Origin of the sequence: Kordiimonas sp. UBA4487, from assembly GCF_002389025.1 — a bacterium.
In the GTDB taxonomy this organism is placed as follows: Bacteria; Pseudomonadota; Alphaproteobacteria; order Sphingomonadales; family Kordiimonadaceae; genus Kordiimonas; species Kordiimonas lacus.
The window spans coordinates 30021-54454 of record NZ_DGNR01000013.1 but is presented as its reverse complement, the minus strand read 5'-3'; the positions used below and the strand labels follow the sequence as shown (position 1 = coordinate 54454).

Annotated in this window: 29 protein-coding genes and 1 pseudogene; 12 read left to right on the top strand and 18 right to left on the bottom strand. The window is 57.6% G+C overall.

Annotated features, from left to right (window positions below):
- Positions 1-10: 10 nt before the first annotated feature.
- Positions 11-703: an aspartate/glutamate racemase family protein gene (locus B3Z17_RS11720; protein WP_286829948.1), complete on the top strand. Its 693-nt coding sequence runs from the start codon at positions 11-13 to the stop codon at positions 701-703.
- Here the strand turns inward: B3Z17_RS11720 and B3Z17_RS11715 are convergent.
- From B3Z17_RS11715 to B3Z17_RS11660, 12 genes are all read right to left on the bottom strand, one after another.
- Complete coding sequence (locus B3Z17_RS11715; protein ID WP_286829947.1) at positions 700-1089, bottom strand: hypothetical protein; 390 nt, start codon at positions 1087-1089, stop codon at positions 700-702. The two genes, B3Z17_RS11720 and B3Z17_RS11715, sit on opposite strands and share 4 nt — an antisense overlap.
- Complete coding sequence (locus B3Z17_RS11710; RefSeq protein WP_286829946.1) at positions 1086-1487, bottom strand: hypothetical protein; 402 nt, start codon at positions 1485-1487, stop codon at positions 1086-1088. The genes B3Z17_RS11715 and B3Z17_RS11710 overlap by 4 nt, the downstream gene beginning before the upstream one ends.
- A gap of 29 nt (positions 1488-1516) precedes the next feature.
- A complete protein-coding gene (locus B3Z17_RS11705; RefSeq protein WP_139167679.1) occupies positions 1517-1762 on the bottom strand; it encodes a hypothetical protein in 246 nt (81 codons plus the stop codon).
- 94 nt (positions 1763-1856) lie between these two features.
- Positions 1857-2279, bottom strand: coding sequence for a DsrE family protein (locus B3Z17_RS11700; protein WP_286829945.1), 423 nt, complete (start codon positions 2277-2279; stop codon positions 1857-1859).
- Positions 2279-3046: a HesA/MoeB/ThiF family protein gene (locus tag B3Z17_RS11695; RefSeq protein ID WP_286829944.1), complete on the bottom strand. Its 768-nt coding sequence runs from the start codon at positions 3044-3046 to the stop codon at positions 2279-2281. The genes B3Z17_RS11700 and B3Z17_RS11695 overlap by 1 nt, the downstream gene beginning before the upstream one ends.
- A 6-nt stretch (positions 3047-3052) precedes the next feature.
- Positions 3053-3520, bottom strand: a complete 468-nt coding sequence (locus tag B3Z17_RS11690; RefSeq protein ID WP_286829943.1) for a cytochrome c — start codon at positions 3518-3520, stop codon at positions 3053-3055.
- Between the two features lie 96 nt (positions 3521-3616).
- A complete protein-coding gene (locus B3Z17_RS11685; RefSeq protein WP_286829942.1) occupies positions 3617-4087 on the bottom strand; it encodes a cytochrome c in 471 nt (156 codons plus the stop codon).
- Between the two features lie 23 nt (positions 4088-4110).
- Complete coding sequence (locus B3Z17_RS11680; protein ID WP_286829941.1) at positions 4111-4542, bottom strand: hypothetical protein; 432 nt, start codon at positions 4540-4542, stop codon at positions 4111-4113.
- 291 nt (positions 4543-4833) lie between these two features.
- Positions 4834-5298, bottom strand: a complete 465-nt coding sequence (dut, locus tag B3Z17_RS11675) for a dUTP diphosphatase (protein WP_286829940.1) — start codon at positions 5296-5298, stop codon at positions 4834-4836.
- 6 nt (positions 5299-5304) lie between these two features.
- A complete protein-coding gene (gene coaBC / locus B3Z17_RS11670) occupies positions 5305-6507 on the bottom strand; it encodes a bifunctional phosphopantothenoylcysteine decarboxylase/phosphopantothenate--cysteine ligase CoaBC (RefSeq protein ID WP_286829939.1) in 1203 nt (400 codons plus the stop codon).
- Positions 6508-6588: 81 nt separating this feature from the next.
- The gene (locus B3Z17_RS11665) at positions 6589-7356 is read right to left on the bottom strand and encodes a substrate-binding periplasmic protein (RefSeq protein WP_286829938.1); all 768 of its coding nucleotides are present in this window, start codon (positions 7354-7356) and stop codon (positions 6589-6591) included.
- 97 nt (positions 7357-7453) lie between these two features.
- Positions 7454-7864, bottom strand: coding sequence for a DoxX family protein (locus B3Z17_RS11660; protein ID WP_286829937.1), 411 nt, complete (start codon positions 7862-7864; stop codon positions 7454-7456).
- A 147-nt stretch (positions 7865-8011) separates the two neighbouring features.
- On the opposite strand from B3Z17_RS11660, the gene B3Z17_RS11655 reads away from it, so the two are divergent.
- The gene (locus tag B3Z17_RS11655; protein WP_286829936.1) at positions 8012-8326 is read left to right on the top strand and encodes a hypothetical protein; all 315 of its coding nucleotides are present in this window, start codon (positions 8012-8014) and stop codon (positions 8324-8326) included.
- Between the two features lie 9 nt (positions 8327-8335).
- Here B3Z17_RS11655 and ubiB read toward each other — a convergent pair whose 3' ends face one another.
- Positions 8336-9871 carry a 2-polyprenylphenol 6-hydroxylase gene (gene ubiB, locus B3Z17_RS11650; RefSeq protein WP_286829935.1) on the bottom strand — a complete coding sequence of 512 codons (1536 nt, stop codon included), beginning with the start codon at positions 9869-9871 and terminating at the stop codon, positions 8336-8338.
- Between the two features lie 22 nt (positions 9872-9893).
- Positions 9894-10667, bottom strand: coding sequence for a bifunctional demethylmenaquinone methyltransferase/2-methoxy-6-polyprenyl-1,4-benzoquinol methylase UbiE (gene ubiE, locus B3Z17_RS11645; protein WP_286829934.1), 774 nt, complete (start codon positions 10665-10667; stop codon positions 9894-9896).
- Positions 10668-10836: 169 nt separating this feature from the next.
- Here ubiE and B3Z17_RS11640 point away from each other — a divergent pair, with 169 nt between their 5' ends.
- From B3Z17_RS11640 to gyrB, 9 genes are all read left to right on the top strand, one after another.
- Positions 10837-11232 (top strand): hypothetical protein, encoded by a 396-nt coding sequence (locus B3Z17_RS11640; protein ID WP_286829933.1) that lies wholly within the window; start codon positions 10837-10839, stop codon positions 11230-11232.
- Positions 11233-12069 (top strand): bifunctional DNA-formamidopyrimidine glycosylase/DNA-(apurinic or apyrimidinic site) lyase, encoded by an 837-nt coding sequence (mutM, locus tag B3Z17_RS11635; protein ID WP_286829932.1) that lies wholly within the window; start codon positions 11233-11235, stop codon positions 12067-12069.
- 17 nt (positions 12070-12086) lie between these two features.
- Entirely contained in the window at positions 12087-12446 is a 360-nt protein-coding gene (locus B3Z17_RS11630; RefSeq protein WP_139167680.1) for a hypothetical protein, read from the top strand.
- 104 nt (positions 12447-12550) lie between these two features.
- Entirely contained in the window at positions 12551-13327 is a 777-nt protein-coding gene (locus B3Z17_RS11625; RefSeq protein WP_068309239.1) for an enoyl-CoA hydratase, read from the top strand.
- A 183-nt stretch (positions 13328-13510) separates the two neighbouring features.
- Positions 13511-13774: a 30S ribosomal protein S20 gene (gene rpsT, locus B3Z17_RS11620; RefSeq protein WP_068309238.1), complete on the top strand. Its 264-nt coding sequence runs from the start codon at positions 13511-13513 to the stop codon at positions 13772-13774.
- Positions 13775-14363: 589 nt separating this feature from the next.
- Positions 14364-15722, top strand: a complete 1359-nt coding sequence (gene dnaA, locus B3Z17_RS11615) for a chromosomal replication initiator protein DnaA (protein WP_068309236.1) — start codon at positions 14364-14366, stop codon at positions 15720-15722.
- Between the two features lie 296 nt (positions 15723-16018).
- Complete coding sequence (gene dnaN, locus B3Z17_RS11610; protein ID WP_241493451.1) at positions 16019-17158, top strand: DNA polymerase III subunit beta; 1140 nt, start codon at positions 16019-16021, stop codon at positions 17156-17158.
- A gap of 107 nt (positions 17159-17265) precedes the next feature.
- The gene (recF, locus tag B3Z17_RS11605; RefSeq protein WP_286829931.1) at positions 17266-18477 is read left to right on the top strand and encodes a DNA replication/repair protein RecF; all 1212 of its coding nucleotides are present in this window, start codon (positions 17266-17268) and stop codon (positions 18475-18477) included.
- Positions 18478-18503: 26 nt separating this feature from the next.
- On the top strand, positions 18504-20948 hold the full coding sequence (gyrB, locus tag B3Z17_RS11600; protein WP_286829930.1) for a DNA topoisomerase (ATP-hydrolyzing) subunit B: 2445 nt from the start codon (positions 18504-18506) through the stop codon (positions 20946-20948).
- Between the two features lie 424 nt (positions 20949-21372).
- Here gyrB and B3Z17_RS19685 read toward each other — a convergent pair.
- The 4 genes and pseudogenes from B3Z17_RS19685 to B3Z17_RS11585 form a co-directional block, all read right to left on the bottom strand.
- Positions 21373-21447, bottom strand: a pseudogene (locus B3Z17_RS19685) (IS6 family transposase); the annotation flags it as partial.
- Between the two features lie 10 nt (positions 21448-21457).
- Entirely contained in the window at positions 21458-22228 is a 771-nt protein-coding gene (locus tag B3Z17_RS11595) for a PepSY domain-containing protein (protein WP_286829929.1), read from the bottom strand.
- A 74-nt stretch (positions 22229-22302) separates the two neighbouring features.
- On the bottom strand, positions 22303-22818 hold the full coding sequence (locus B3Z17_RS11590) for a hypothetical protein (protein WP_286829928.1): 516 nt from the start codon (positions 22816-22818) through the stop codon (positions 22303-22305).
- Between the two features lie 120 nt (positions 22819-22938).
- Positions 22939-23244, bottom strand: a complete 306-nt coding sequence (locus B3Z17_RS11585) for a DUF4242 domain-containing protein (RefSeq protein ID WP_286829927.1) — start codon at positions 23242-23244, stop codon at positions 22939-22941.
- Positions 23245-23399: 155 nt separating this feature from the next.
- Between B3Z17_RS11585 and B3Z17_RS11580 the strand changes: the two genes are divergently transcribed.
- Positions 23400-24389: a GlxA family transcriptional regulator gene (locus tag B3Z17_RS11580; RefSeq protein ID WP_286829926.1), complete on the top strand. Its 990-nt coding sequence runs from the start codon at positions 23400-23402 to the stop codon at positions 24387-24389.
- The last annotated feature ends 45 nt before the right edge of the window (positions 24390-24434 follow it).

Here is a 24434-nt window from a genome sequence, read left to right as displayed (position 1 = left end):
GGATGACCCCATGAAGACGATTGGCCTGCTTGGCGGCATGAGCTGGGAATCGACAGCCACCTATTACCGGCTCTTGAATGAAAGCATCAAGGACGCGCTTGGCGGCCTGCACAGTGCCAAAATTCTGCTGCACAGCGTGAACTTTGATGAGATCGCACAGATGCAGCGCGAGGGCGCATGGGACGCGGCTGGTGAGATGCTGGGTAATGCTGCCGCGGGGCTTGAGGCCGCTGGCGCCGACATGACGCTGATCTGCACCAACACCATGCATCTGGTCGAAGACGCCATCCGCACACGCACATCCGTGCCCCTTCTGCACATCGCCGACGCCACAGCTGAAGCAGCCCTTGAGCACGGCTACCAGACGCTGGCGCTTCTGGGTTCAAGCTTCACCATGGAACAGGATTTCTACAAAGGCCGAATCGCCGAGAAGTTCGGCATTGAAGTTGTCATCCCTGATGAGGCCGACCGCACCATTATCCATGACGTGATTTTTGATGAACTGTGCAAAGGCGTGATTTCCGAGGCCTCGCGGGCAGAATATGTTCGAATCATTGAAGCCCTGCACAAAGGCGGCGCCGATGCTGTCATCCTTGGCTGTACGGAGATCGGCCTTCTGGTGAAACCCGGGCATACGGCGGTACCGCTTATCGACACCACTGAGGTGCACTGCGCCGCAGCGGTGAAGGCTGCGCTGGCCTAACGCCCCACATCCGGCAGCAGGAAGTTCTTGCGCGCCAACTCGCTTTCGAGCGTCGCATCCTTGTAATAGCCCGCCAGAAAAGGCGGGCTTTTGCGCATCAGGTCGGGGTTGGCTTCCAGAAACGCGTCGAAGGTTTTGGCGCCGCACGCCAGCTGTTTTTCATGGATGATAAACATGAAAGCCCAGGTGACTGTCTCGTGATAGCGATCCCCAAGCCCATGGGCGATATCCCATGCCAGCAGCTCCCGCGCCATGGTATCGCACGCTTCGCCAAGCGGCAGGCGCTGCAAGTAAATCCAGCCGACTCGTAGATGGGCTTCATGGGTGAAAGCTTCGCGCGTCAGCCGGTGGCTTTCAAAAGCCTCAATCAGCTCATCATCGGTCATGCAGCCTCCTGGCGTGTCCCCCGGTCCGGCAGGATATAATGCTGGCGCGCGCGGGCGCTCGCAAGGGTATCCTGGGAATAATAGCGCGTCAGGATGGACGGCGTTGCCACCAAGTCAGGATTGGCGGCAAGGAATGCATCGAAGCTGGTTGCCTGCGTTTCCGCCTGCCGCTCCGCGATCAGCAGCATGTAAAACCAGGTGATGGTTTCATGATATTTGTCGGCGCAGCCCAGCGCCTCTGTGTAGGCCTTCAGGGCACGCGCGAATCGGTCGATGGCATCCGCGAGCGGATAGCGTGTCGCATATATCCAGCCCATTCGGATGTGCGCTTCATGGTTAAACAGGTTTGCGTTCAGGCTCGTGTCCTCGAACGCAGCCATGAAATCTTGGTCGGTCATGATGTCGTCCTTTCTGTCGGGGCTCAGGCTTATTCCGTCAGTCTATGGCTGTGGCTGGCATTCAGGTCACAGTCATAGACCTTCATAAGGGTGGCAATCTTGGCGCGTGTTTCTTCGGAAAACGGTGGCGTCTTGCCGTCAAAGGCATGCAATACGATGCCCTCGAGAAGATCCCCCAGCGACAGATCCAGATATTCCGCTGTGCCTTTCAGCACCTTGACCAGCCGCTTTTCCATGCGCACGCCAGTTTGCACACGCTCAATCTTGGTTGTCATTGCCATTTCCTCGCTCAATAATGTTATCTATGTACCATGGTAACAAACAAAAGACAATAGGGCCTACAAACTGGCCACTATAGATGTCAGGGAATTAGAAGGTCAGCCAGTCGCCACCCTGGCCTTTTTCAATAATCTCGGCGAGGCCTGCGATCTCCACCGCTGGACGGGTGATAAGCGACGTCACATCAAGGTCGTGTTCGCGCAAGGCGGCTTCGCACACCAGGAAGCGGGCATCAAGTGCCGCGAGGCCGTCCATCAGGATGCCGCTGTCGGCCACGCCCTTGTCTTCAAGCGCTGTGTCCATCGCCGGCCCCGACACACCAGCCTGCGTCTTCAGCTGCGCCCAACCACCTTCGGTCAGGAACGGCGTCGCTGATTTGGAGAAAAAGAAGGTTACAGGCCGTCCCATGGCGCTGGCGGTCGCGCCCATCATCAGCGCCATATGGATGCGCTCGGCGTCAGGGCTGATCACCATCAGTGTCATGGGTTTTCGTGTTGCCTGCGCCTTCGCCATCAGTTTTTCCCTCTCGCGCATGCCGGACAGTTCGGGTCTTGCGGCAGGTTGATCTTGCGCACGGCCATGTCGCGCGCATCCATCATCAGCATCTTGCCCGCCAGGCTGTCACCCACACCGGTGATTTCCTTCAACACCTCCAGCGCCTGCATGGTGCCCACCATACCCGCCACCGCGCCCAGAATGCCGAAGTCCGCGCAGGTGCGCGCTTCATTGGCGGGCGGTGTGTGCGGCAGGAAACAGCGGTAACACGGCAGGCCCTTGCCCGCGTGCGGCTTGAAAGTGGCGATCTGCCCCTCATAGGAAGACAGTGCGCCCGACACCAGCGTCTTCTCCAGCGCCACGCAGGTGTCGCTGATCAGATGCCGGGTTTTGAAATTGTCCGTGCCGTCAGCGACGATGTCATAGTCCGTGATGATGGTCGCCGCGTTGGCCATCGTCAGTCGTTCTGGGATAACATTCACCGTCACGTCCGGGTTAAGCGCCGCGATCTTTTCTGCCGCGCTTTCCACCTTGGGTTTGCCCACGTCAGGCGTGGTGTGGATCACCTGGCGTTGCAGGTTCGAAAGCTCAACAGCGTCGTCATCCACGATACCGATCGTGCCAACGCCCGCCGCCGCGAGATACAGGAGCACCGGCGCCCCAAGGCCGCCCGCACCCACCACAAGAACCTTGGCGTTCAGAAGTGCAATCTGCCCGGCGCCGCCGACATCCTGCAGAATGATATGGCGCGCATAGCGCTCCAGCTGGTCGTCTGTGAAATCCATAAAGGTCTACTCTAACACCGGCGCTTCGGGGGCATAATCCTGGTGGCAGGCGGCGCAGGCGCGCAGCATGTCACCGAAAATCTTGCGTTCGCCCACAATATCCTCGGCTTTGGCCGCCGCCTCAAGCGCGCGGGCCATGGCGTGAAATTCCTTGTCGCGTTCGACAAATTCCTCGCCCAGCACCAGCTCAAGCTCGCGCAGGTCCATGGTGGTGACTTCCTGCTGCATGATGAAGGCCTTGTCCATGTGGGACGCAAATTCCTGGACGCTGGCATGGTCTTCAGCGGCCAAGGCCTTCTCGATGCCTCGTCCAGCGACTGCCAGCTGAAGCATCTCATCCTTCAGGAACCCGCGCATATGGTCAGACAGTTCAAGCGCTGGCGCGTCCTCTGGCCCACTATTTGACAAGACGGCCCCGCCGGTAACTGCCAAGCCCGCCCCCAGGAAAATCAGTGCCGCAATTTTGCGTTTCATAGAGTGCCTCATTTCCGCTTCAACTTGATTGCCATCCTGCTATAGCACCAGATCGTGCCGCAACGATGGCAAAAATTGCTTTTTCCGCGCGCTGCGTCAGGGTGTCACAAGTTCTGCGACGCTCGCTGGCGCGTAGCGCTCATGACAGCTCACACACGCCGCCTTCAAGGATTGGAATATCGCTGTCTGGCGCTCAGCGTCGCCTGCTTGTGCGGCCTGGGAAAGCTCAAGTGCTGTGCCATGGAACGCCTTATCGGTCAGGACAAAATCTGCTCCCATCACAAATTTCAGCCGCCGGATATCGCCGGGTGTCAGCTTTTGCCTGAGGATGAAACTGTCGTGCATCTGTCTAGCGACAGAGGCCACCGTCGCCTCATCACCCGCTTTGAGGGCTGCGTCGATCGACTGTACGCCCGTATTCAGCAGGCGCATTTCTTCCTGCAGCAAGCTGCGCAGATTGTCAGGCAGGCGTTCGGACGCCGCCGGTTCCTGCTGGTTCGTCACAGTGTAGATGCCCACGCCGATCAGCGCAGCGAGCACAATCAGAATAATCACACCTGCTTTCATGAAGACCCCCTCTTGAGACCGGCCTAAAAATCGCCCGGCGCCACCTGGAAACACGGAATGCCTTCCGCACGCCACATGTCCACCACCTTGTTGCGGTCATCATACACCGCATCCGGGCGCGCGTCACATGCCATGAGCCAATTGCGCTTCAGGATATGATCCGGCGTGAAATCCCGCGCGTCACGCATGCGGGTGAGCAGGCGGGGGTCGATGCCGTGCTCCTCGAGCCAGTCGTGGGTGTGGGCCCGCACCTCATCAGACCGGCCGGACCATATCTCGACCCGGTGCCCTGCTTTCAGGTGCGCTTTCAAGGCGCCAATCACCTCATGCTTGGGGGTGTCAGAAACGCACGACCGGTAAAAGGACGGCCAGTCGGGCTTCGGCCCATTCACCAGATGGCGGCGGTGATCCACATCCGCCAGCGTGCCGTCCAGATCAAAGATGACGAACATCATATGACTCCGCATTTCCATTCATCACAAACATCGACCAAAGATCGCGCAATTCGCTACGAAGGTGGCATAGATGTTCAGAGGAAAGGCCACCAACACGCTACTGAAGGCTGCAGCCTGATGCTTCTGGCCAATGATGACAACTGACAAGGCTGGAGGTACCAGCATTAAGACTACAAAGCCCCAACCTGCTGCTGATTGACCTATCAACTTGACAACCATCATTGCCACAGCGGCTAAAACGAGATTCAGCCCAACCGCAGCACAGAACCATTTAAGGAACCGTGCCACCAGTTACTTCACGCCAGTGGAGCCAAAACCGCCAGCGCCGCGCGCGGTCTCATCCAGCTCTTCAACTTCGGCCCAGGTGCCCTGGGTGACGGGACTGATGATCATCTGGGCGATGCGCATGCCGCGCTCAACGGTGAAAGGCTCGTTCGAGAGATTCACCAAAATCACCTTCACTTCGCCGCGATAGTCGGCGTCGATGGTGCCGGGCGTGTTGAGGACCGTCACCCCGTTCTTGGCGGCGAGGCCGGAGCGCGGGCGCACCTGCGCTTCAAAACCCGCGGGCAGCGCCATGGCAAGGCCGGTCGGGATCATGGCGCGGTCCAGCGCGCCCAGGGTGATGCTTTCGCCCTCGCCAAGGGCTGCATACAGGTCCATCCCGGCGGATTGCTCTGTCTCATACTTTGGCAGGTTGAGGCCTGCGCCGTGCTCAAGCCGTTTGACCTCGATCACCACTTTATTGTCGCGCATCACGCTTTATCCCTTCAACACTTCTGCAATCTTGAGCGCGAGCTTGTCCGCCACCGCGCTTTTTTCCATTTTCGGCCAGCTCTCCGCGCCCGCGGCGCTGATCAGATGAATTTCGTTATAGTCGCCGCCCATGATGCCGGTCTGGGCCGACACGTCATTGGCCACGATCAAGTCGCAGCCCTTGCGCGCGCGTTTCTCTGTTGCGTGCTGAACCACATTCTCGGTTTCTGCCGCGAAGCCCACCACCAGCGCTGGGCGGCCCTTTTTCAGGCCGGAAAGCCCCTTCAGGATGTCCGGGTTTTCGCCAAACTCAAACGTGGGCGTGCCGTCCTTCGATTTCTTCAGCTTCTGGGCGCCGCCGTTCTTCACATGCCAGTCCGCGACCGCAGCCACACATACGGCGATGTCTGCGGGCAGCGCGGCGTCCACCGCGGCCTGCATCTCACGCGCAGTCTCCACATCCACTCGGGTCACGCCGGCCGGTGTTTCCTGCGCACAAGGTCCGGCCACCAGCGTCACATCAGCACCCAGACGCGAAAGCGCCGCCGCCACTTCAAAGCCCTGTCGGCCACTGGACCGGTTGGCAATATAGCGCACGGGATCGATGGGCTCATGGGTTGGCCCAGCGGTCACCACCGCGCGCTTGCCCGACAGCAGCAGGTTGTCGCCGCCGAAGAAGTCCTCGACCGCAGCCACCATATCCATGACTTCAGCAAGCCGCCCCGGCCCCACTTCGCCGCAGGCCAGCATGCCGTCGCCCGGCTGCACGATATGGACTCCGTCGCCCCGCAGGGTCTCAAGGTTCCGTTTTGTGGCTGGGTGGTCCCACATCTGGGCATTCATGGCGGGTGCAATCATCACAGGCTTGTCGGTCGCGAGTAAGATGGTCGACGCCAGGTCATTGGCGATGCCGTTGGCCATCTTGCTCATCAGGTCTGCGGTCGCAGGCGCGATCAAAATCAGATCTGCCTCGCGACTGAGGCGGATATGGCCCATCTCCGCTTCGTCCTTGAGGGAGAAGAGGTCCGTATAGCATTCGTCGCCGGTGAGGCTTGCGACACTGAGCGGCGTGATAAACTCCTGCCCGCCCGACGTCAGCACCCCGCGCACGGAGGCGCCGCGTTCCATCAGGCGGCGCGCCAGATCAAGCGCCTTATAGGCCGCGACCCCGCCGCCGATGATCAGAAGTATGCGTTTGCCCTTGAGCATGCAGGACCCTTTCAAAAAACCGGTCCCCGACATATAGGCGGGAACAGGGCGGGCCTCAAGGAGAGAGTGTAAAACCGGTGATCAGGGCAGGATCCCTGCATGGAGGTAACGCGACATAATTCCGCTATAGGTGCCGTCTGCTTTCATGCTGTCCAGCGCAGCCTGCAAATCATGGATCACCTGATTGTCGCTTTCTGGATGAAAGGCATAATAGAGGCTGTCTTCCAGCAGAACATGTACGATCTCGAACTTGGACGCCGCGAGCTTCTGCTTCCGGATTTCCCACCGGGCCATGGTCGCATCAGCGACCCAAAGATGAATTCTCCCGCGCGACAGCAACAGAGCCCCCCTGTTTTCATGCACGATCGATGTCATAGAGCCCGGCGAGACACCCTTTTCCTTAAGCCATTCATGGCCAACCGTGTCCTGGGAAACACCAATGTGGTACCGGTTCAGGTCTGATGGGTTGTCTATCGTAATATTATCTTCCCGGCGCGCCCATATAACGGTTTGTGTGGCCGCAATGGGCCCAACCCAAAGAAAATGCTTTTCCCGTTCCGGTGTCCTGACAGTCGAAAAAAGGACGGTGTTGGGGCGGGCCTGGGCCTGGGCATATCCCCGTGCCCAAGGCACAATAGCGATGTCGCGTCGCCTGTAGGGCATGTCTGCACGCGCAAACATTTCCACCAGAATGTCAACCGAGATGCCTCTGATCTCCGGGCCATCCCGAAAAGAATAGGGCGGCAATGCTTCCGCCAGAAACTGGAACTCTCGGTCAGAACTGAGAGCAGCTTTTGATGGCAACGCCAGAATGAAGAAACAAATGGCAAAAAGCCGTGCGAAAATCATGCAATCAACTATCCCTTACCCCTTCTGAGGAATGATAGACCGAAAGCGTTAAAGAATTTATAGGGCAGCCCAAAAGGGTGAGTTGCCCTACACTTAATTAGCTGTCGCCGGATGCTGCGCGATTGTCGAGCGCGAATTCCCCGCCACCGAAGCGCATGAGGATAAGGAACGCGCCCGCCATGGCCAGATTCTTCAGGAACATGGTCTGCTGCATCTGGTCAGCGAAATCGGCGTGGAACATCACCGCGGTGATGAGGCAGAAGCCCGCCAGCAGGAACGCCACAAGGCGCGTCTTGAAACCCACCAGAATGGCGATACCGGCAAGCAGCTCAAAGATAGCCGCAGGCCAGAACAGGAAGCCCGGCACACCAGCCGCTTCCATATATTCCACCATGCCAGCGCCGCCGCTGGCGACTTTGGCAAAACCGGCACCAATAAAAATGATAGACAGGAACAGGCGGCCCAAGGGGGCCGCGAACGGGTCAAACTTCGAAAGCAGGTTATCCATAAATCCCTCCCCTGTTATGGAAGGGACAGTGTCCGCCAATTTGAGGATTGGCGCAAGCGCCGCATGATCGCGGTTGATCCGGAAGAAAGTTCAGGCCTACTTCATACACCAAGCACCAAAACAACTTCTCGGTAGGAAGGCCGCTTCATGGCTAGTGAAACAAACAAAAACCATTGGATCAGGCTGGGAGCCGTTGTCTGCATGCTTTTAGCAGGCGGGCTTATACTCATTTCTCTAGGGTATATATTTGACCTGAGTGACGAGACCCAAACCTATCTGATTTTCGGGCTGCTCATAGTCGAGGCAAGCCTGTTCATCTGGTCGCTCACATTGTTCAGGTGCCCGTTCTGCAGCAAGAACCTGATCATCAGAACTATAGTCCTGTTCGAAAAAAATATACCCTACTCCAACATGTTTTGGGCACCTAAGGAGTGTCCGAAATGTGAGAAGAGCCTGCCCTGAAATTAGTATTTATAGCATCAAAATTTTGATAATGGCGGCGCCGGTTATGAGGCCGAGCGCGAAAGGCCACAGGCCGACTTTTGGCGCGGGCGCAGGCGCGGCTTCCCAGTCATCGTCCGCAACCGGTTCCTCGTTTTCCTCCGACAGCCACTTTTCAATGCGGTAAGGCAGGCGCTCAAGGAAACGCGGCAGGTTAGCCACCATGTCCGCGAGGCGTGCCTCGGGCGACAGGTTGGCCCGGATCCAGGCCTCGATCACGGGCTCTGAAATCTGCCACATATTGGCGGTTGGATAGAGATGCAGCGCCATGCCTTCAGCCATCACCATGGTGCGCTGCAGGAGAAGAAGCTGCGGCTGTGTCTGCATGGCGAAACGCTCGGTGGTGGCGAACAGCTGCGCCAGCAATTGCCCGGCGGAAATCTCTTCCACCGGCAGGTCCATGATTGGATCTGCAATGGCCCTCAGGGCCTGCGCGAACTCTTCAAGGCTCTGGTTCTTCGGCACATAGCCCGCGTCAAAATGCACCTGCGCCACGCGGATATAATCCCGCCGGATGAAACCATAGAGGATTTCCGCAAGGAACTGGCGCTCGCGCTTCGACAGACGCCCCATGATGCCGAAATCGATGGCGGCGATGGTGCCCGAGGGCTCGACGATCAGGTTGCCCTGATGGAGGTCCGCGTGGAAGAAGCCGTCCCGAAGCGCTTGCGTCAGGAACACCTGCACAACCTTCTGGCCCAGGGCCTCAAGGTCATGCCCCGCGGCTTCAAGCGCTGCACGGTCGGCAAGGCGGATGCCGTCCACCCACTCCAGCGTCATCACGCGCCGGGCCGTATGGTCCCACTCAATGCGCGGCAGGCGGTAGCCGCTTTCACCGCGCATGTTTTCTGCGAGCTCTGCCGCGGCTGCCGCCTCAAGCCTGAGGTCCATCTCGCGCAGGGACGTTTCCTTGACCTTGTCGACGATCTTCGAAAGGCGCAGGCGCCGGGCTTCCTTGACATTGCGTTCGGCAAGGGCGGCCAGCCAGTCAAACAGCTTCAGGTCACGGACAAAGCGCGATTCGATATCGGGCCTGAGGACCTTCACCGCCACCGGCACACCCTTTTCCGTGACAGCCTTATGGACCTGCGCGATGGATGCCGCCGCGACCGGCACTTCCTCGAACGCCTGAAAATGATCCTCAAGCACCCCGCCAAACTCGGCCTCAATGGTGGCGCGGGCCTTGGCGAACTTGAAAGGCGGCAGGCGGTCCTGCAATGTGGTCAGGCCCTCGGCGAGAGGTCGACCTACAAGGTCAGGCCGGGTTGCCAGTGTCTGGCCAAGCTTGATATAGGCCGGGCCCATACTGGCAAGCGCAAGCGCAAGCCGTTCGCCGTCAGACGCTGGCAGGCCAAATTTGTGCGGCACATAAAAGGTGAACAGACGCAGCAGACGCGGCGCCCACGCGGGCACAAGGTCAATGTTCGCCAGCGCCCGGATGGCCCCGAAGCGGCGAAGCCCCACGGCCAACATATAAAGCTGGAAAAGATATCCGATTGTGCGCACGCGCCTGCCCTTTGTTTGCCGCTTAAATCCGGGTGCCCTGGTGGATCGCCACGATGCCAGCCGACATGGTGCGATATTTCACGCGCGCAAAGCCTGCTTCCCTGATCATTCCTTCAAACTTCTGGGGCGTGGGGAACCGGCGAATGGATTCCACAAAATATTGGTAGCTGTCCCGGTCTTTGGTGATGAACTCACCCATCGTCGGGATGACATTGAAGCTGTATGTGTCGTAGGCCTCTTGCAGCACGGGCACGACCTCGGGACTAAACTCAAGGCAATAGAAGGTGCCGCCGGGCTTCAGCACGCGGTAGGCTTCCTCAAGCGCTTCATGGATGCGTGTGACATTCCGGATACCGAAGGAGATGGTGTAGGCATCGACCGACCGGCTGGCGAACGGCAGCTTCATGGCGTCACCGCAGACGAATTCCGCGCGGCCCGCGTATCCCGCCTTTTCAGCGCGTTCCTTGCCCACCGCCAGCATTTCGGCATTGATATCGCACACGGTTACGGTGCCGCCCCTGGACGCCTCAAGGAATCGGAAAGCGATATCGCCGGTGCCGCCCGCAAGGTCCAGAAGGTGCATGCCGGGCCGTGGATTGACGGTATTGATAAGCGAATCTTTCCACAGCCGGTGGATGCCCATGCTCATCACGTCATTCATGATGTCATAGCGCTTGGCCACGGAATTGAACACGCCCTTGACCATATCGGCCTTCTTGTCTTCCGCCACGGTCTGGAAGCCGAAATGGGTGGTGGCCTCGCTCTCGGTCGGCGCCTGGGTGTGTGTTTCGCTCATCTTATCGTCTTTGCTGCTTGACATTATGGTGGCTTGCCCTGTCATTTTGGCGGACCATAGCCCACGCGGCGGCCATGCGCCAGCCTCGTTTAGAGTATAAGGACAAACGCGACAATATGCCCTGCGATAGTAAAAGAGAGCTCCATTAGAAATTTAAAGGAGGCCCCGAATGACCGCATACGAACTGTTGGACATTCGAAACCAGACAAGTGACGCCTATATGTCGACCATGAAATTTTGGCTGACGGTAACTTTCGCTGTTTTCGGTGCAGTGAACTTCATCAGAGACGATATTTCGCTTTTGGGCGCTGGCCTTCTTGTCGTGTTCTATGGTGGCCTGTCCTTAGCTACGGGCTTTTATTGCACTCAGTTAAAGAACGAGATTCATGCGATCGAGGATGATCTGTGTGCTACCGCAGAAACAGCCGCTGCCGACCTTCACATTATGAATTCTGCAATCATCCGCAGTCGGGTTATGTCAATGGCCTTCCAGTGGGCCTGTGTCATTGGTGCGCCCATCGTATATGCCGGGTTTCTTTATCAGATTTTGCCTGTAGGAAAATAAATGCCCGAACTTCCCGAAGTTGAAACCGTCAGGCGCGGCCTTGTGCCGGTTCTGGAAGGCGCCGTCATCAAAAGTGCTGTGGCCAACAGGCCGGACCTCCGCCTGCCGATCCCGGTTGATTTCGCAGTGCGTCTTACGGGCAACCGGATCGAGCGGCTCACACGACGGTCCAAATATATCCTGATGGAATGCGCCGACGGCCTTGTGGTGATCCTGCACCTGGGGATGTCGGGTCGTGTGACCATCACCCAAGCAGGCGCGCCTGCACCCACGGTGGGCAAGCACGACCATGTGGTGATCGTCACCGACCGCGGCGACCATATTATATATAACGACACCCGACGCTTCGGCATCATCACCTTCACCAGCCTTGACGATATGGACGAACATCCGCTGTTGAAATCCATCGGGCCGGAACCGCTGGGGAACCAGTTCAACCTGGATGTGCTGAATGCCGGCCTCAAGGGTCGGAAAAGCAGCATCAAGGCCGCGCTTCTGGACCAGAAGCTGGTGGCAGGGCTGGGAAACATCTATGTGTGCGAGGCGCTTTGGCGCGCGGGCATCAGCCCCAAGCGCACCGCCGACAGTGTCGCGGGCAAGCGCGCCGAACGCCTGTTCCCAATCATCCGCGAGGTGCTGACGGCGGCGATTGAAGCAGGGGGATCAACCCTGAAGGACTATGCCCAGGTAGACGGCGAGCTTGGCTATTTCCAGCACAGCTTCCAGGCCTATGGCCGGGAAGGAGAAGAGTGTTCAAAGCCCGGATGTGGTGGTACGGTCGCCCGGATCGTGCAATCGAATCGTTCCACATTCTATTGCCCGAGTTGCCAGCGATGAAGGGAAACCGCCAGACCATGCGTTTATTGCTTCCGATTATGATCCTGTTTGTGGGCCTTGGCGCGCGTGCCGAAGAAAACTTCATCGACGGCTTCCCGGATGTGCCGTTTCTTTCGGTGATTCGCGCCCTTGAGGGCGAACCGGTGGTGTTTGACACGCCGGGCGGCACTGTTGCGGAAGCCACGTTCCTTTTGAACGACACCGCCGCCAAAGCCATGGATTCCTATAGGGAATCGCTGATGGCCCTTGGCTGGGCCTGCGACAGCCCAACCACCGCAATGCACTGTTGGCGCGAGGAGAATCGCCTTACCTTCAAAGGAACTGACGGCGAAGACGATACCCCCCGTCTGGTGCTGCGCCTGGAGCCACAAAGCTGACGCAAACCGGGGCGCCCCGGCCCACTGGCCACAAAGGGCTTTTCAAATGAAGCTCAGGGCATTAGGAGTCTCAGCCACAGATCAGAGCAATAGAAGGCTGAAAGATGACTTTCGAAACCATTCTGCTGGACAAGCAAGAAGGCGTGGGACTGATTACACTCAATCGTCCTGATGCCCTCAATGCACTGAACAGCAAACTGCTTGAGGAACTGGGTGAGGCACTGCTCGCGTTGGACGCGGACGCCGACATAGGCGCCATTGTTGTCACCGGCAGTGAAAAAGCGTTCGCGGCAGGCGCCGACATCAAAGAGATGTCCGGCCTCTCGTTCGCTGACGTTCTCAAGAAAGATATGTTCGCTGAGATCAACAGCGTGTTTGCCCGTGTGCGCAAACCTGTGATCGCAGCGGTAAGCGGTTATGCCCTTGGTGGCGGCTGTGAAATTGCCATGGCGTGCGATTTCATCATTGCCGCCGAAAGCGCCAAGTTCGGCCAACCTGAAATCAAGCTGGGCGTTATTCCGGGAATCGGTGGTTCCCAGCGCCTGACGCGTCTTGTCGGCAAATCCAAGGCCATGGACATGATGCTGACTGGCCGCATGATGGATTCGGCTGAAGCGGAGCGTTCCGGCCTCGTGAGCCGCGTGCTGCCAACCGAAGACATGCTGGACGGCGCCATGGAAGTGGCATCCAGCATTGCCGACCTGTCCGCGCCAAGCGTGGCACTGGCCAAGGAAGCCACCAACCGGGCGCTGGAGACAACGCTTGCGGAAGGGCTTCTGTTTGAACGCCGGGCCTTCCATTCGCTGTTTGCGACGGAAGACCAGAAAGAGGGCATGAGTGCCTTCATCGAGAAACGCCAGCCGCAGTTTAAAAACTGCTAAGGCGGAAATCAGCGAGAAAACTGGGCCTAGCCTATTGACTGGGGCCAATATCGGGTATATAGACCCGACCTCGAATTAACTGGTGGACGCAGCCATGAAGGCGGGCGGCCCCGATTGAACAAAGAAAGCAAGGACTGAAGCGCTGGACGGTTATTGAAGCGCGGTCCGAAAAAGGTAGAAGAAATGGCAAATTCTGCACAAGCCAAGAAACGCATTCGTCAGAACGAGCGTCGTCGCTTGATCAACAAATCCCGCGTAAGCCGTATCCGTACGTTCGTACGTAAGGTTGAAGAAGCAATTGCTTCCGGCGACAAGTCTGCTGCTGGTGAGGCCCTGAAGGCCGCTCAGCCAGAAATCATGCGCGGTGTGACGAAAGGCGTTATCCACAAGAAAACGGCTTCCCGCAAAGTTTCCCGTCTGTCCGCTCGCGTTAAAGCACTCGCGTAAGCAAGACGCCGCTGGCGCGAACCCGATTCGCTGCCTGCCGGGACAAGATACCGATCTAAGCCATGCCATTCCGGCGTGGCTTTTTTCATTTTTGCAGAGCCGGGCGGGAACAAAAAGGGCACACCATTCAGCCCATTTTTACCGAAATCAAGATATTGTATGCGGCTCTGATTCACGCCATAGGGCTGTGAAGAATCTTTGTGTCAAGCGATAGATTCAGTTGCTGGGGCTACCCCCCAGATGTATCTTCCAGTCTTACGCGGCGGGCCAGCCGGGCGACCAACCATCCCATTTTTGGGAACCGCCCGAATGTGGTTCAGGCCCTATAACCGGAGAGACCTGCCAGGGATCTCAACGGGGGCTGGGATCACGTCGTCGCATTTGAAAATAACAGATCGGGACCATGGACCTGACTGGCGCTTTGCTGGAGAGGCAGGAGCAGTTGTGTCAGCGACAGGTTTATTGTGAAAATTATCACTAAGAAGGTCCAGGCGTTGGGCATAGTGCCGAAGTTTGTAAGGGGTTAGGTCGCCCAATGGCTGAAAGGGAGAGTAATAAAATGGGGGCTTCAAGGGGGGCTGCATCCGCTATGGACGCAAACTTTGACGCGTCGCCATGGCCAAAGGTTTGCGACAAATTCAAGCATGAGTTCGGTCAACACGCCTACACCACCTGGCTAGGGCAGCTGGGCTATCAGGGTGTCGACAGCGGCACCGTTGAGCTGACGGCGCCGACCAAATTCGTCCGCGACTGGATCACACGTCACTATGCGCCGCGGCTGAAGGATTTCTTCCTCGCCGAGGACCCGCGCATCAAGGGTCTGTCAATCCGCCTGGCCGCACGCCAGGCCGCCGCGAACGCCAAACCTGTTGAGCGAGCGCCGGCAAGTCCCATTGAGGTGGACCCGTCCACTGGCGCCGACGAGAGCGCGGCTCTTGATCCGAAATACACTTTCGACAGCTTCGTTGTCGGCAAATCGAACGAGCTGGCGTACGCCGCCGCCAAACGCATTGCCGAAACCGATGAGGTTACCTTCAACCCGCTGTTTCTGCATGGCGGCGTAGGCCTGGGTAAAACCCACCTGATGCATGCCATCGCCTGGGAAATGAAGCGCCAGAAACCGACAAAGCGTGTGGCCTATATCTCAGCTGAGAAATTCATGTTCGAATTTATCGCTGCGCTCCGCTTCAAGGACACCCACGCCTTCAAGCAGAAATTCCGCGCCCTGGACCTTCTGATGGTGGACGACGTTCAGTTCATCGCCAACAAGGAAAGCACCCAGGAAGAATTTTTCCATACCTTCAACGCGCTCGTCGACAATCGCTGTCAGGTGGTGATCACCGCCGACCGGTCCCCGACCGACCTTGAAGGCATCCAGGAACGCATTATCAGCCGGCTGGGATGGGGCCTGGTGGCCGACATCCACCCGACCGACTATGAACTGCGCCTGGGCATCCTGCAGTCGAAGGCCGAGCAGGCAGAGAGTGTTATCGTGCCCGCCGAGGTTCTCGAATTCCTCGCCCGCCGCATCACATCGAACGTGCGCGAGCTTGAGGGTGCGCTCAACCGCGTGATGGCTTATGCCACCCTTGTGGGCCGCCCCATCACCATGGACATGACCCGCGACGTGCTGCAGGACCTGATCCGCGCCAATGACCGCAAGCTGACGATCGACGAGATCCAGCGTGCTGTGGCTGACTATTTCAATCTCCGCCTCGCTGAGATGCTGTCCGAGCGCCGCGCCCGCAACATTGCGCGCCCGCGCCAGGTGGCCATGTATCTGTCGAAACAGCTGACCAGCCGCAGCTTGCCGGAGATCGGCCGACGCTTCGGCGGGCGCGACCACACAACGGTGATGCACGCTGTAAGGAAGATCGAAGACCTGCGCCGCGACGACAGCCAGCTGGACGACGATATTTCGCGTCTGACCCGGCTTCTTGAAGGCTGATTCCGGGGCCTGTTTCAGGCGCTCAAATCAGGTCCGATTCTGGTGGCTGCGACTCGGCAGTTTTCCTTCGATTCCAAACCACAAAAAAAAGCGCCTTTTTGGCGCTTTTTCGTTTGGTTTAAGGGCGAAAATCGCTATTGTTCCCTTAGACACAAATCCTCATCCAGCAGGGTGTTGAAATCACCCGTCCCTGACCCGGATTTTAATCGCTAAATTCCGGCACGGGGGCACCGACTCGATTTCACCAGCCAGACCCGGATGAGAGGGGGCGCCCCAGCCGCAAGGTGGGGCTAATAATGTTAGGCAAGAAGAATATTTCCATGAAAGTCACCATCGAACGGAATTCACTTTTGAAAACGCTGGGGCACGTACAGTCGGTGGTAGAGCGCCGCAACACGATCCCTATCCTGTCGAACGTGATGGTCGAAGCTGAAGGCGACATGGTCTCAATGACAGCGACCGACCTGGATATCGCGATCATTGAGCGCGTATCCGCGAGCGTTCAGCAACCTGGCTCCACCACGATCCCGGCCCACACGCTGTTCGACATCGTGCGCAAGCTGCCGGACGGCAGTGAGGTTGAGCTGACACTGGAAGAAGGCGAGCGCCTGGTGGTCAAAGCCGGCCGGTCCCGCTTCACGCTGGCGTGCCTCGACAAGGAAGATTTCCCGGTCATGAACGACGGCGACATGCCGCATCGTTTCGATCTGGCGGCCGAAGAGCTGAAGCGCCTCATTGACAAGGCCCGCTTCGCCATCTCGACCGAAGAAACCCGCTATTACCTCAATGGTATTTACCTGCATGTTGCCAACAGTGAAGACGGCCAGCGCCTGCGTGCAGTCGCCACAGACGGTCACCGCCTGGCACAGGTTGAGCAGGACGTGCCAGAGGGCGCAGCCGGCATGCCGGGCATCATCATCCCGCGCAAGACGGTTGGTGAAGTAAGGAAGCTGATCGACGAATTCGAGGGCAACGTGAATGTGTCCCTGTCGGACACCAAGATCCGCTTCGCCTTTGATGGCGCCGTGATCACCTCGAAGCTGATCGATGGCACCTTCCCGGACTACAGCCGCGTGATCCCCGAAGGCAACGACAAGATGCTCGAGATGGATTGCCGCCTGTTCGCGGAAGCGACTGACCGGGTATCCACCATCAGCTCCGACAAGACGCGCTCGGTGAAGCTCTCCATCGCACCTGACCAGCTGACGCTGTCGGTCAACAGCCCGGACAGCGGCACAGCGACGGAAGAGCTGGCGGCCTCCTACGGTTCCGACGCGCTCGAGATCGGCTTCAACAGCCGCTACCTCTTGGACATCCTGGCACAGATCGAAGGCGATACCGTACAGGTGTTCCTGGCGGACCCATCGGCGCCAACGGTGCTCAAGGACATGATCGACGAAGGCGCGCTTTATGTCCTGATGCCGATGCGGGTCTAGACCTGGTTGGCAAGGCGGCTTGCGGTCGGATTGGTGCCGGGAAAGCTTGGGATTGGTTGAAGACATGATAGCCATTAGGGCACACTATAAATCGGCGGGGTTCAGCCATGGCTGAACCAGCCCAGGCAGCGGGCGCAGGCGGCATGAGCCCCGCGCCCCAAAGCCATGGTGTCTATGTCTCCTCCCTGACGCTGACGGACTTCCGGTCCTATAGCCGCACCAAGATCACGCCCACGGGGGACCATCCCCTGGTGGTGCTGGCGGGCCCCAACGGGGCCGGCAAAACAAATGTGCTGGAGGCCCTGAGCTATCTGGCGCCTGGTCGGGGCCTCAGGCGTGCGCCGCTTGAAGAGGTCGCCAGACAGGAAGCCACAGGCCCCTGGGCAGTGGCTGCGACCCTGATGCTGGACGGCGAGGATATCCGCGTCGGCACGGGGCTTGAAGGCACAAAGGGCGAAGGGGCGACCCGCCGCCTGGTGAAGATTGACGGGGAAGCGATCTCCAGCACCAACACGCTGGGCGACCGCTGGTCGGTCACCTGGCTGACGCCACAGATGGACCGCCTTTTCATTGAAGGCCCATCGGCGCGGCGCCGGTTTCTCGACCGTATGGTCCTGGGGCTGTACCCGGACCACAGCCGTCAGGTCGGCGCCTATGAGCGGGTGATGCGCGAGCGCAACCGCCTGCTGGGTGAGAAGGGCATGGGCGCAGACATGGCCTGGATCTCGGCGCTGGAGACCAGAATGGCCGAACACGCAGTTGCGGTGGCCATTGCAAGGCTGGATTTCGCCGGGCAGCTGGCAGGCCAGCTGGAGGCGGCAGACGAAAGCCCCTTCCCCAAGGCGCTTCTCGCCATCGATGGATGGCTGGAGGAGCAGATCGCTGACGGGATGGCTGCGGTAGAGGCAGAGAGCGCCTACCGCGACAAATTGGTGAGCCTGAGGGCACGCGACGCCAGAAGCGGCCGCGCGTCGGAAGGGGTACACAAGACGGACCTGATCGTCACCCATGCGCCCAAAGGCATGCGCGGCGAACTGTGTTCCACTGGCGAGCAGAAGGCGCTTTTGATTGCGCTCGTGCTGGCCAACGCAAGACTGCAGGCGGCCCAGAAGGGCCAGGCGCCGTTGATGCTGCTCGATGAAGTGGCTGCGCACCTGGACGAGGACCGCCGAGAAGCGCTTTTTAGTGCGCTTTCAAGCCTTGGCAGCCAATGCTGGCTGACAGGCACCGACCGGGAGCTCTTCATCGGGCTTGAAGGCCGGGCAGAATTTTTCGATGTGCGGGACGGTAAGATCCAGCCGCTGCACACACAAGGATAACCGGATCTGAGGGTATGAGTGAAGACATGACCGATACACCAGAAGCAATGGCTGAAAACGCTGCAGCAGCTGAATATGGCGCGGATTCCATTAAGGTCCTGAAGGGCTTGGATGCCGTGCGGAAGCGCCCGGGCATGTATATCGGCGACACCGAGGACGGCTCCGGCCTCCACCACATGGTGTTCGAGGTTTCCGATAACGCCATCGATGAGGCGCTCGCGGGCCACTGTGACCTGGTGACCATGACGCTCAACCCGGACGGCAGCTGCACCGTCACCGACAACGGCCGCGGCATCCCCACTGACATCCACGAGGAAGAAGGTGTGTCGGCCGCCCAGGTGATCATGACCCAGCTGCACGCGGGCGGAAAGTTCGACCAGAACAGCTACAAGGTATCGGGCGGCCTGCACGGTGTGGGCGTGTCTGTTGTGAACGCGCTGTCCGACTGGCTTGAGCTTCGCATCTGGCGCAACGGCAAGGAACATTCCATGCGCTTTGAAAAAGGCGAGCCGATCGACGACCTGGTGGTAGTGGGCGATGCCGGCGGCAAGAAAGGCACCAGCGTGACCTTCATGCCGTCGCTGGACACCTTCAAATTCATCGAGTTCGATTTCGAGCGCCTTGAGCACCGCTACCGCGAGCTGGCGTTCCTGAACTCGGGCGTGCATATCCTCATTCGCGACAACCGCCATGCGGACGTCAAGGAAGTGGATCTGTTCTATGAAGGCGGCATCACTGCGTTCGTAAAGTATCTGGACCGCAACAAATCCAGCCAGATTGGCGAGCCCATCACCATCATGGGCGAGAAGGACGGCATCACGGCGGAGATTTCGCTGCAGTGGAACGACAGCTATCATGAAAATGTGCTGTGCTTCACCAACAACATCCCGCAGCGCGATGGCGGCACCCACCTGGCGGCCTTCCGTGCGTCGCTGACCCGCACGATCAACAACTATGTCAACGACAGCGGCCTGGCCAAGAAAGCCAAGGTCTCCCTCGCGGGCGACGACAGCCGCGAAGGCCTGACGGCCGTGGTGTCGGTAAAAGTTCCGGACCCGAAATTTTCCAGCCAAACCAAGGATAAACTGGTGTCATCCGAGGTTCGCCCTGCCGTTGAGGGCCTGGTGAACGACAAGCTGACCGAATGGTTCGGCGAGCACCCCAATGAAGCCCGCGCCGTTGTCCAGAAGATCATCGACGCCGCCACCGCGCGCGAAGCGGCACGGAAGGCGCGCGAGCTGACACGCCGCAAGGGCGCGCTCGATATCGCCAGTCTGCCCGGCAAGCTGGCCGACTGTCAGGAACGCGACCCGGCCCTTTCCGAACTCTTCATCGTGGAGGGCGATTCGGCAGGTGGTTCGGCGAAGCAGGGACGGAATCGGAAGAATCAGGCGATTCTCCCCTTGCGTGGTAAAATCCTCAATGTGGAGCGCGCGCGGTTTGACCGCATGCTGGCGTCGAACGAGATCGGCACGCTGATCACCGCGCTTGGCACCGGTATCGGCCGCGAGGACTTCAACGCCGACAAGCTTCGGTACCATAAAATCATCATCATGACCGATGCCGACGTCGACGGCGCCCACATCCGGACACTGCTCCTGACCTTCTTCTACCGTCAGATGCCGGAAGTGGTGGAACGCGGGCACCTCTATATCGCGCAGCCACCGCTCTATAAAGTTGGCCGCGGCAGGTCAGAGGTCTATCTGAAGGATGACCGGGCGCTGGATGACTATCTGATCGGCCAAGGCAAATCCGATGTGATGATCATTGATTCCAATGGCACCCAGCATGCTGGTGGCGAGATCGAGCATCTGGCCAATGAGGCACGCGCCATCAAGACCATCATGTCCAACGTGCCGCAGCGCTATAACGCGACGCTGATTGAAACCATGGGCCTTCTGGGTGGTTTTGATGAGAAACTGCTGGAAGACCAGCCCGCGCGGCAAGCCATGGCCGACCGGATCGCTGAGCGCCTGAATGTGCTGGCGACCACCGAAGAGGAAAACGGCTGGTCCGGCACCGCAGCAGACGACGGTGGCTACAGCTTCGCCCACGAGGTGCGCGGCGTGATCGACACGCACAAGATCGACGCCCACTTTATCGAAAGCCAGGAAGCGCGCAGCCTTCACAAGCGCATGGGCGAGGTGCGGGACCTGTTCCAGCAGCCGATCACAGTCACGCGCAAGGAAGAAAGCCAGAGCGTGGGCACGCCGCTTGAGATGCTGGCCATGATCATCGCCTATGGCCGTAAGGGCCTGTCGATCCAGCGCTATAAGGGCCTGGGGGAGATGAACCCAGAACAGCTGTGGGAAACCACGCTCGACCCGGACGTGCGCTCGCTATTGCAGGTGAAGGTCAGCCAAGCCGACACAGCAGACGAGATCTTCTCCAAGCTGATGGGCGACGTGGTCGAGGAACGCCGCAACTTCATCCAGGACAATGCCCTCTCCGTCGCAAACCTGGATATCTAGCGCGCTTGTCGGCTGACACATAAAGTGAGACAATTGACGCATAAAGTGAGACTGAGTGACACATAAAGTGAGACAAGGTTTCGCAGAAAAAAGGCAGTTAGCGAGGAGCTAGCTGCCTTTTGTGTTTCTGGAGGTGCTTACCCGAACATGATTTCTGGAGAAATTCCCAACCAGGCATTAGAAAACTCCCGACACCTTCCCGCAGGTCAGAATTCCACCAGATCCGGGATGCCTTGCCTCATTATTTCTTTGACAGTATGCGCCTGGCGGTCTGGCTGGGCAGCAAGCTCCGGCTTTTGATGAATGCGGAACTTCTCTGGGTCGTCAGTGTCGATCTCTGCAATTCCAACTGAGTGAAGCCCTAAGTGTCGGCTGACACATAAAGTGAGACAATTGACGCATAAAGTGAGACTGAGCGACACATAAAGCGGACATAAAGCATCACGGCAAGGCGAATGACATCGGGTGAGTATTTGAAATAGCGGAACGGATTTTTCATGCCGCGCTAGCTATCGTGGCCAGAATTTCAGCGCAAGTTGTTTTATTCTGACACCGCCTGCCAGCGTGGTGGCTTGTTTAGCTCGACGAAGCTTCCTGCCTTTCCCTCGCCTAATGCGGTACGGCAGAAGTGCCAAGCCAGTGACACAGAACAGTGAGGCGACCGCACTGCAAATAACGACCAGGCGATTATTCATTTGCCGATCCGTGTAGTCCATCATGTGCAGGCGCTTAAAAAATTCGTAGATTTGAGTACGCGCCGTTGCATAAAATAGGATCTCGCCAGTTTCTGCATTGGCGTAGAGCGTGGGCGTTGACTCGCTGCTGCTCCATACTTCCCAAACAGGTAATGGACCAGGATACCCAAAAGGGCGATCATTCCTGAATCGGACAGCTGTAATGGTTGCATCATCTGCTAGATAATCTGCAGCCACGGTCCGCACATATGGTTCTGAAACTGGACCGAGCTGCGCACCTGTGGAAGCATCATACCTTTCCCTATGGCCATCGCTAAAAACAGCGCTCAAAATGGTCCTTTTCCCGAGCTGACGAAGCTGCAGGAATATCGGCCGGTACTGAGAAACAACCTCACTTAAGACAGCAGGAGACACAGCGCTGACAGGGTGAGTTCTGTGTAAAACAGGCGCCCCTTCAACAACGCTACGAGGCGTAATTGCGATCACTAGCCCGCTGACGCTCCAGATAAGCACCTGCAAACCAATGAGCACACCAAGCCATTTGTGGGTGCGGCTAAGCCATTTATGGAAATTTTTTTTGTTCATTTTACAGGGTAGGTGGACCTCAGAGAGGCCCACCTTATTCCGTTCTTAAATTAGGAGTAGATGAACGGGAATTCCTACTGCTGAGCAGTTGTATCGTGCGCGCAGCTTACCTGCCGGTTCCAATCTGCAAAGATTCCATCCGGATTATGACGCCAATGCCAAACATGGACTTCATAAAAGGGATCAACCGGGTGCGTTCCAACCGCGGTTTTCCGCTTCATTTCCTGCCCCATGAAAGTCGGCGTTTCTGCCCCATTCCATTTGTTCTCGAAAACAACATATTCGAGGGCTACCAGCTGCATGCTACCATCAGGCTGTGGCTCATACATCAGGACTTCCGGTTTGGAGATATCAAGCTCGCCGTCGCTGGCAAAGTCACCGTTGATGAAATGCACCCCCATGGTCCCTTTAGAAGGGGCCTTGGGATTCACTGTGCACTCAAACAGCTGTGTATATCCTTCAGCTTTAGCAACATTGATGTCGGCAAAGCGAGCTGAGGCCTGACGGGACGCGGTTACTTCAGCGTCCGTCGCCTGTGCAATAGGGCCGGTCATCAGCGCTAGAGCAAGTGCATTGATTAGCTTTTTCATAGTCTTCTTCTTTTTTAGGCACAGCAGTACTGTTCCCTGTAAAATCGCCGTGAAGTTGGCGGCTTTCCTACAAGGTTGGGCGCTGGAAGCGCCGAACAAACAGTATTGCGTGCAGTTTACTTAGCTGTTGGCTTTCGCGGCCACGAGCGGACAGTGCTTCTCGGTAGACGGATCAAACACATCTACCACTTCCGTGATTTGGTTGGCCGGAAAACCGGAGATTTCAGCATGCTGACGGATCAGGTCTTCGCTCTCTGCCAGATAGATACAAAAGGTTTTGTCTGCAGTGCGATAAGAGTGTTGCCACTGAATGCCCTTCAGCTTTGCCAAGGCCTCGTTAGAGGTTCGCGATGCACCACCCAGTTCACTTTGCGGGAAAGATCCCACGCCTTTGATGTCACGTTCAATTACGAATTTCTTCAACATTTTTCTTCCTTTTTATGCTGTGCGGGCTCCTCGTACGACCCGATGGCCTGAAAGATGTCATCACTTGGCATTGATTCCCAGATGGCAAATCTGGCATTGTTAATGTACACTTCTGCCAATCTTGTGTATTTTTGCCATGAAATGGAGAAAAGTACATGTCTGAACAGTTGGTTTTTGTAGGCTTCAATGGCGGAAGTTGTTCCACGCTTACTTTACCGTTTGAGGTCTTTTCCTACGCCGCAAGCCGGGCCGCTATGGCCCAAAAAAATGTCCCCCAAATGGACCTTGCCATTATCACGCCAGATGATGGACCAATGGTTAAGACTGGCGTCTTCAGTGCTCAACCAACCCACAAAGTTGCTTCGATTGATTCCCCCCGAATGGTCTTCCTCACCGGGATGGATATCGATGTAGATACGTCACTCGAAGCACATGCGTGCATCGGGTCGCACCTCACCAGGTGGTACAAAGCAGGCGCAATGGTCGCCGCAGTGTGCCCAGCGCAGGGGCTTGTTGCACAATCAGGTCTTCTGGAAGGCAAGACCTCAGCCATCCATTGGAGCCTCTACGACCACTATAGCAAAAAATGGCCGGAAGTGAATTGGCGAGCAGATGATATGGTGGTGGAGCAGGAGAATATCTTCACCTGCTGCGGCGGCACGGCTTCTCTTGATTTGTCACTTTATCTTGTGAACCGAATTTTTGGCGAAAATATTATGTTGGAGTGCGCACGATGGTTCGTCACCGAAACGCCAAGAATGCGCAACGAAATCCCTCCACCAATTTTTGCAATGCCCGAAACAACAGACCAGGCAATGAAGGACGTACAGGGGTGGCTTCATACCAATTTCACAGATACAGTTGTCTTTGATGAAGTTGCCAAGCGATTTGGTATGTCTGAACGCACTTTTTACCGCCGGTTCCAGAGCACTTTCGGAGAAACCCCAAAAACCTACCTCCAGAAACTAAGGCTTGCAGCAGCCAGACGCCTTCTGGAAGCTGGCACAACACAGATTGAGGCTATCGGTAGACAAGTAGGATATGAAGATCCGATCTTCTTCCGCACCATTTTTAAGCGCTACACCGGCATGACACCAAGTCAGTATAGAGAACGCTTTCGTTTCAGGTCACTGGGGCAAGTTTAGGGTTAAATCATGCAATTCATGGGCATTGTCAGAGTAACTTTGCAG

Coding starts and splice junctions, on each gene's coding strand:
- B3Z17_RS11720 (WP_286829948.1), top strand. CDS start 11: ATGAAGACGATTGGCCTGCTTGGCGGCATGAGCTGGGAATCGACAGCC.
- B3Z17_RS11715 (WP_286829947.1), bottom strand. CDS start 1,089: ATGACCGATGATGAGCTGATTGAGGCTTTTGAAAGCCACCGGCTGACG.
- B3Z17_RS11710 (WP_286829946.1), bottom strand. CDS start 1,487: ATGACCGACCAAGATTTCATGGCTGCGTTCGAGGACACGAGCCTGAAC.
- B3Z17_RS11705 (WP_139167679.1), bottom strand. CDS start 1,762: ATGACAACCAAGATTGAGCGTGTGCAAACTGGCGTGCGCATGGAAAAG.
- B3Z17_RS11700 (WP_286829945.1), bottom strand. CDS start 2,279: ATGGCGAAGGCGCAGGCAACACGAAAACCCATGACACTGATGGTGATC.
- B3Z17_RS11695 (WP_286829944.1), bottom strand. CDS start 3,046: ATGGATTTCACAGACGACCAGCTGGAGCGCTATGCGCGCCATATCATT.
- B3Z17_RS11690 (WP_286829943.1), bottom strand. CDS start 3,520: ATGAAACGCAAAATTGCGGCACTGATTTTCCTGGGGGCGGGCTTGGCA.
- B3Z17_RS11685 (WP_286829942.1), bottom strand. CDS start 4,087: ATGAAAGCAGGTGTGATTATTCTGATTGTGCTCGCTGCGCTGATCGGC.
- B3Z17_RS11680 (WP_286829941.1), bottom strand. CDS start 4,542: ATGATGTTCGTCATCTTTGATCTGGACGGCACGCTGGCGGATGTGGAT.
- dut (WP_286829940.1), bottom strand. CDS start 5,298: ATGCGCGACAATAAAGTGGTGATCGAGGTCAAACGGCTTGAGCACGGC.
- coaBC (WP_286829939.1), bottom strand. CDS start 6,507: ATGCTCAAGGGCAAACGCATACTTCTGATCATCGGCGGCGGGGTCGCG.
- B3Z17_RS11665 (WP_286829938.1), bottom strand. CDS start 7,356: ATGATTTTCGCACGGCTTTTTGCCATTTGTTTCTTCATTCTGGCGTTG.
- B3Z17_RS11660 (WP_286829937.1), bottom strand. CDS start 7,864: ATGGATAACCTGCTTTCGAAGTTTGACCCGTTCGCGGCCCCCTTGGGC.
- B3Z17_RS11655 (WP_286829936.1), top strand. CDS start 8,012: ATGGCTAGTGAAACAAACAAAAACCATTGGATCAGGCTGGGAGCCGTT.
- ubiE (WP_286829934.1), bottom strand. CDS start 10,667: ATGAGCGAAACACACACCCAGGCGCCGACCGAGAGCGAGGCCACCACC.
- B3Z17_RS11640 (WP_286829933.1), top strand. CDS start 10,837: ATGACCGCATACGAACTGTTGGACATTCGAAACCAGACAAGTGACGCC.
- mutM (WP_286829932.1), top strand. CDS start 11,233: ATGCCCGAACTTCCCGAAGTTGAAACCGTCAGGCGCGGCCTTGTGCCG.
- B3Z17_RS11630 (WP_139167680.1), top strand. CDS start 12,087: ATGCGTTTATTGCTTCCGATTATGATCCTGTTTGTGGGCCTTGGCGCG.
- B3Z17_RS11625 (WP_068309239.1), top strand. CDS start 12,551: ATGACTTTCGAAACCATTCTGCTGGACAAGCAAGAAGGCGTGGGACTG.
- rpsT (WP_068309238.1), top strand. CDS start 13,511: ATGGCAAATTCTGCACAAGCCAAGAAACGCATTCGTCAGAACGAGCGT.
- dnaA (WP_068309236.1), top strand. CDS start 14,364: ATGGACGCAAACTTTGACGCGTCGCCATGGCCAAAGGTTTGCGACAAA.
- dnaN (WP_241493451.1), top strand. CDS start 16,019: ATGTTAGGCAAGAAGAATATTTCCATGAAAGTCACCATCGAACGGAAT.
- recF (WP_286829931.1), top strand. CDS start 17,266: ATGGCTGAACCAGCCCAGGCAGCGGGCGCAGGCGGCATGAGCCCCGCG.
- gyrB (WP_286829930.1), top strand. CDS start 18,504: ATGACCGATACACCAGAAGCAATGGCTGAAAACGCTGCAGCAGCTGAA.
- B3Z17_RS11595 (WP_286829929.1), bottom strand. CDS start 22,228: ATGAACAAAAAAAATTTCCATAAATGGCTTAGCCGCACCCACAAATGG.
- B3Z17_RS11590 (WP_286829928.1), bottom strand. CDS start 22,818: ATGAAAAAGCTAATCAATGCACTTGCTCTAGCGCTGATGACCGGCCCT.
- B3Z17_RS11585 (WP_286829927.1), bottom strand. CDS start 23,244: ATGTTGAAGAAATTCGTAATTGAACGTGACATCAAAGGCGTGGGATCT.
- B3Z17_RS11580 (WP_286829926.1), top strand. CDS start 23,400: ATGTCTGAACAGTTGGTTTTTGTAGGCTTCAATGGCGGAAGTTGTTCC.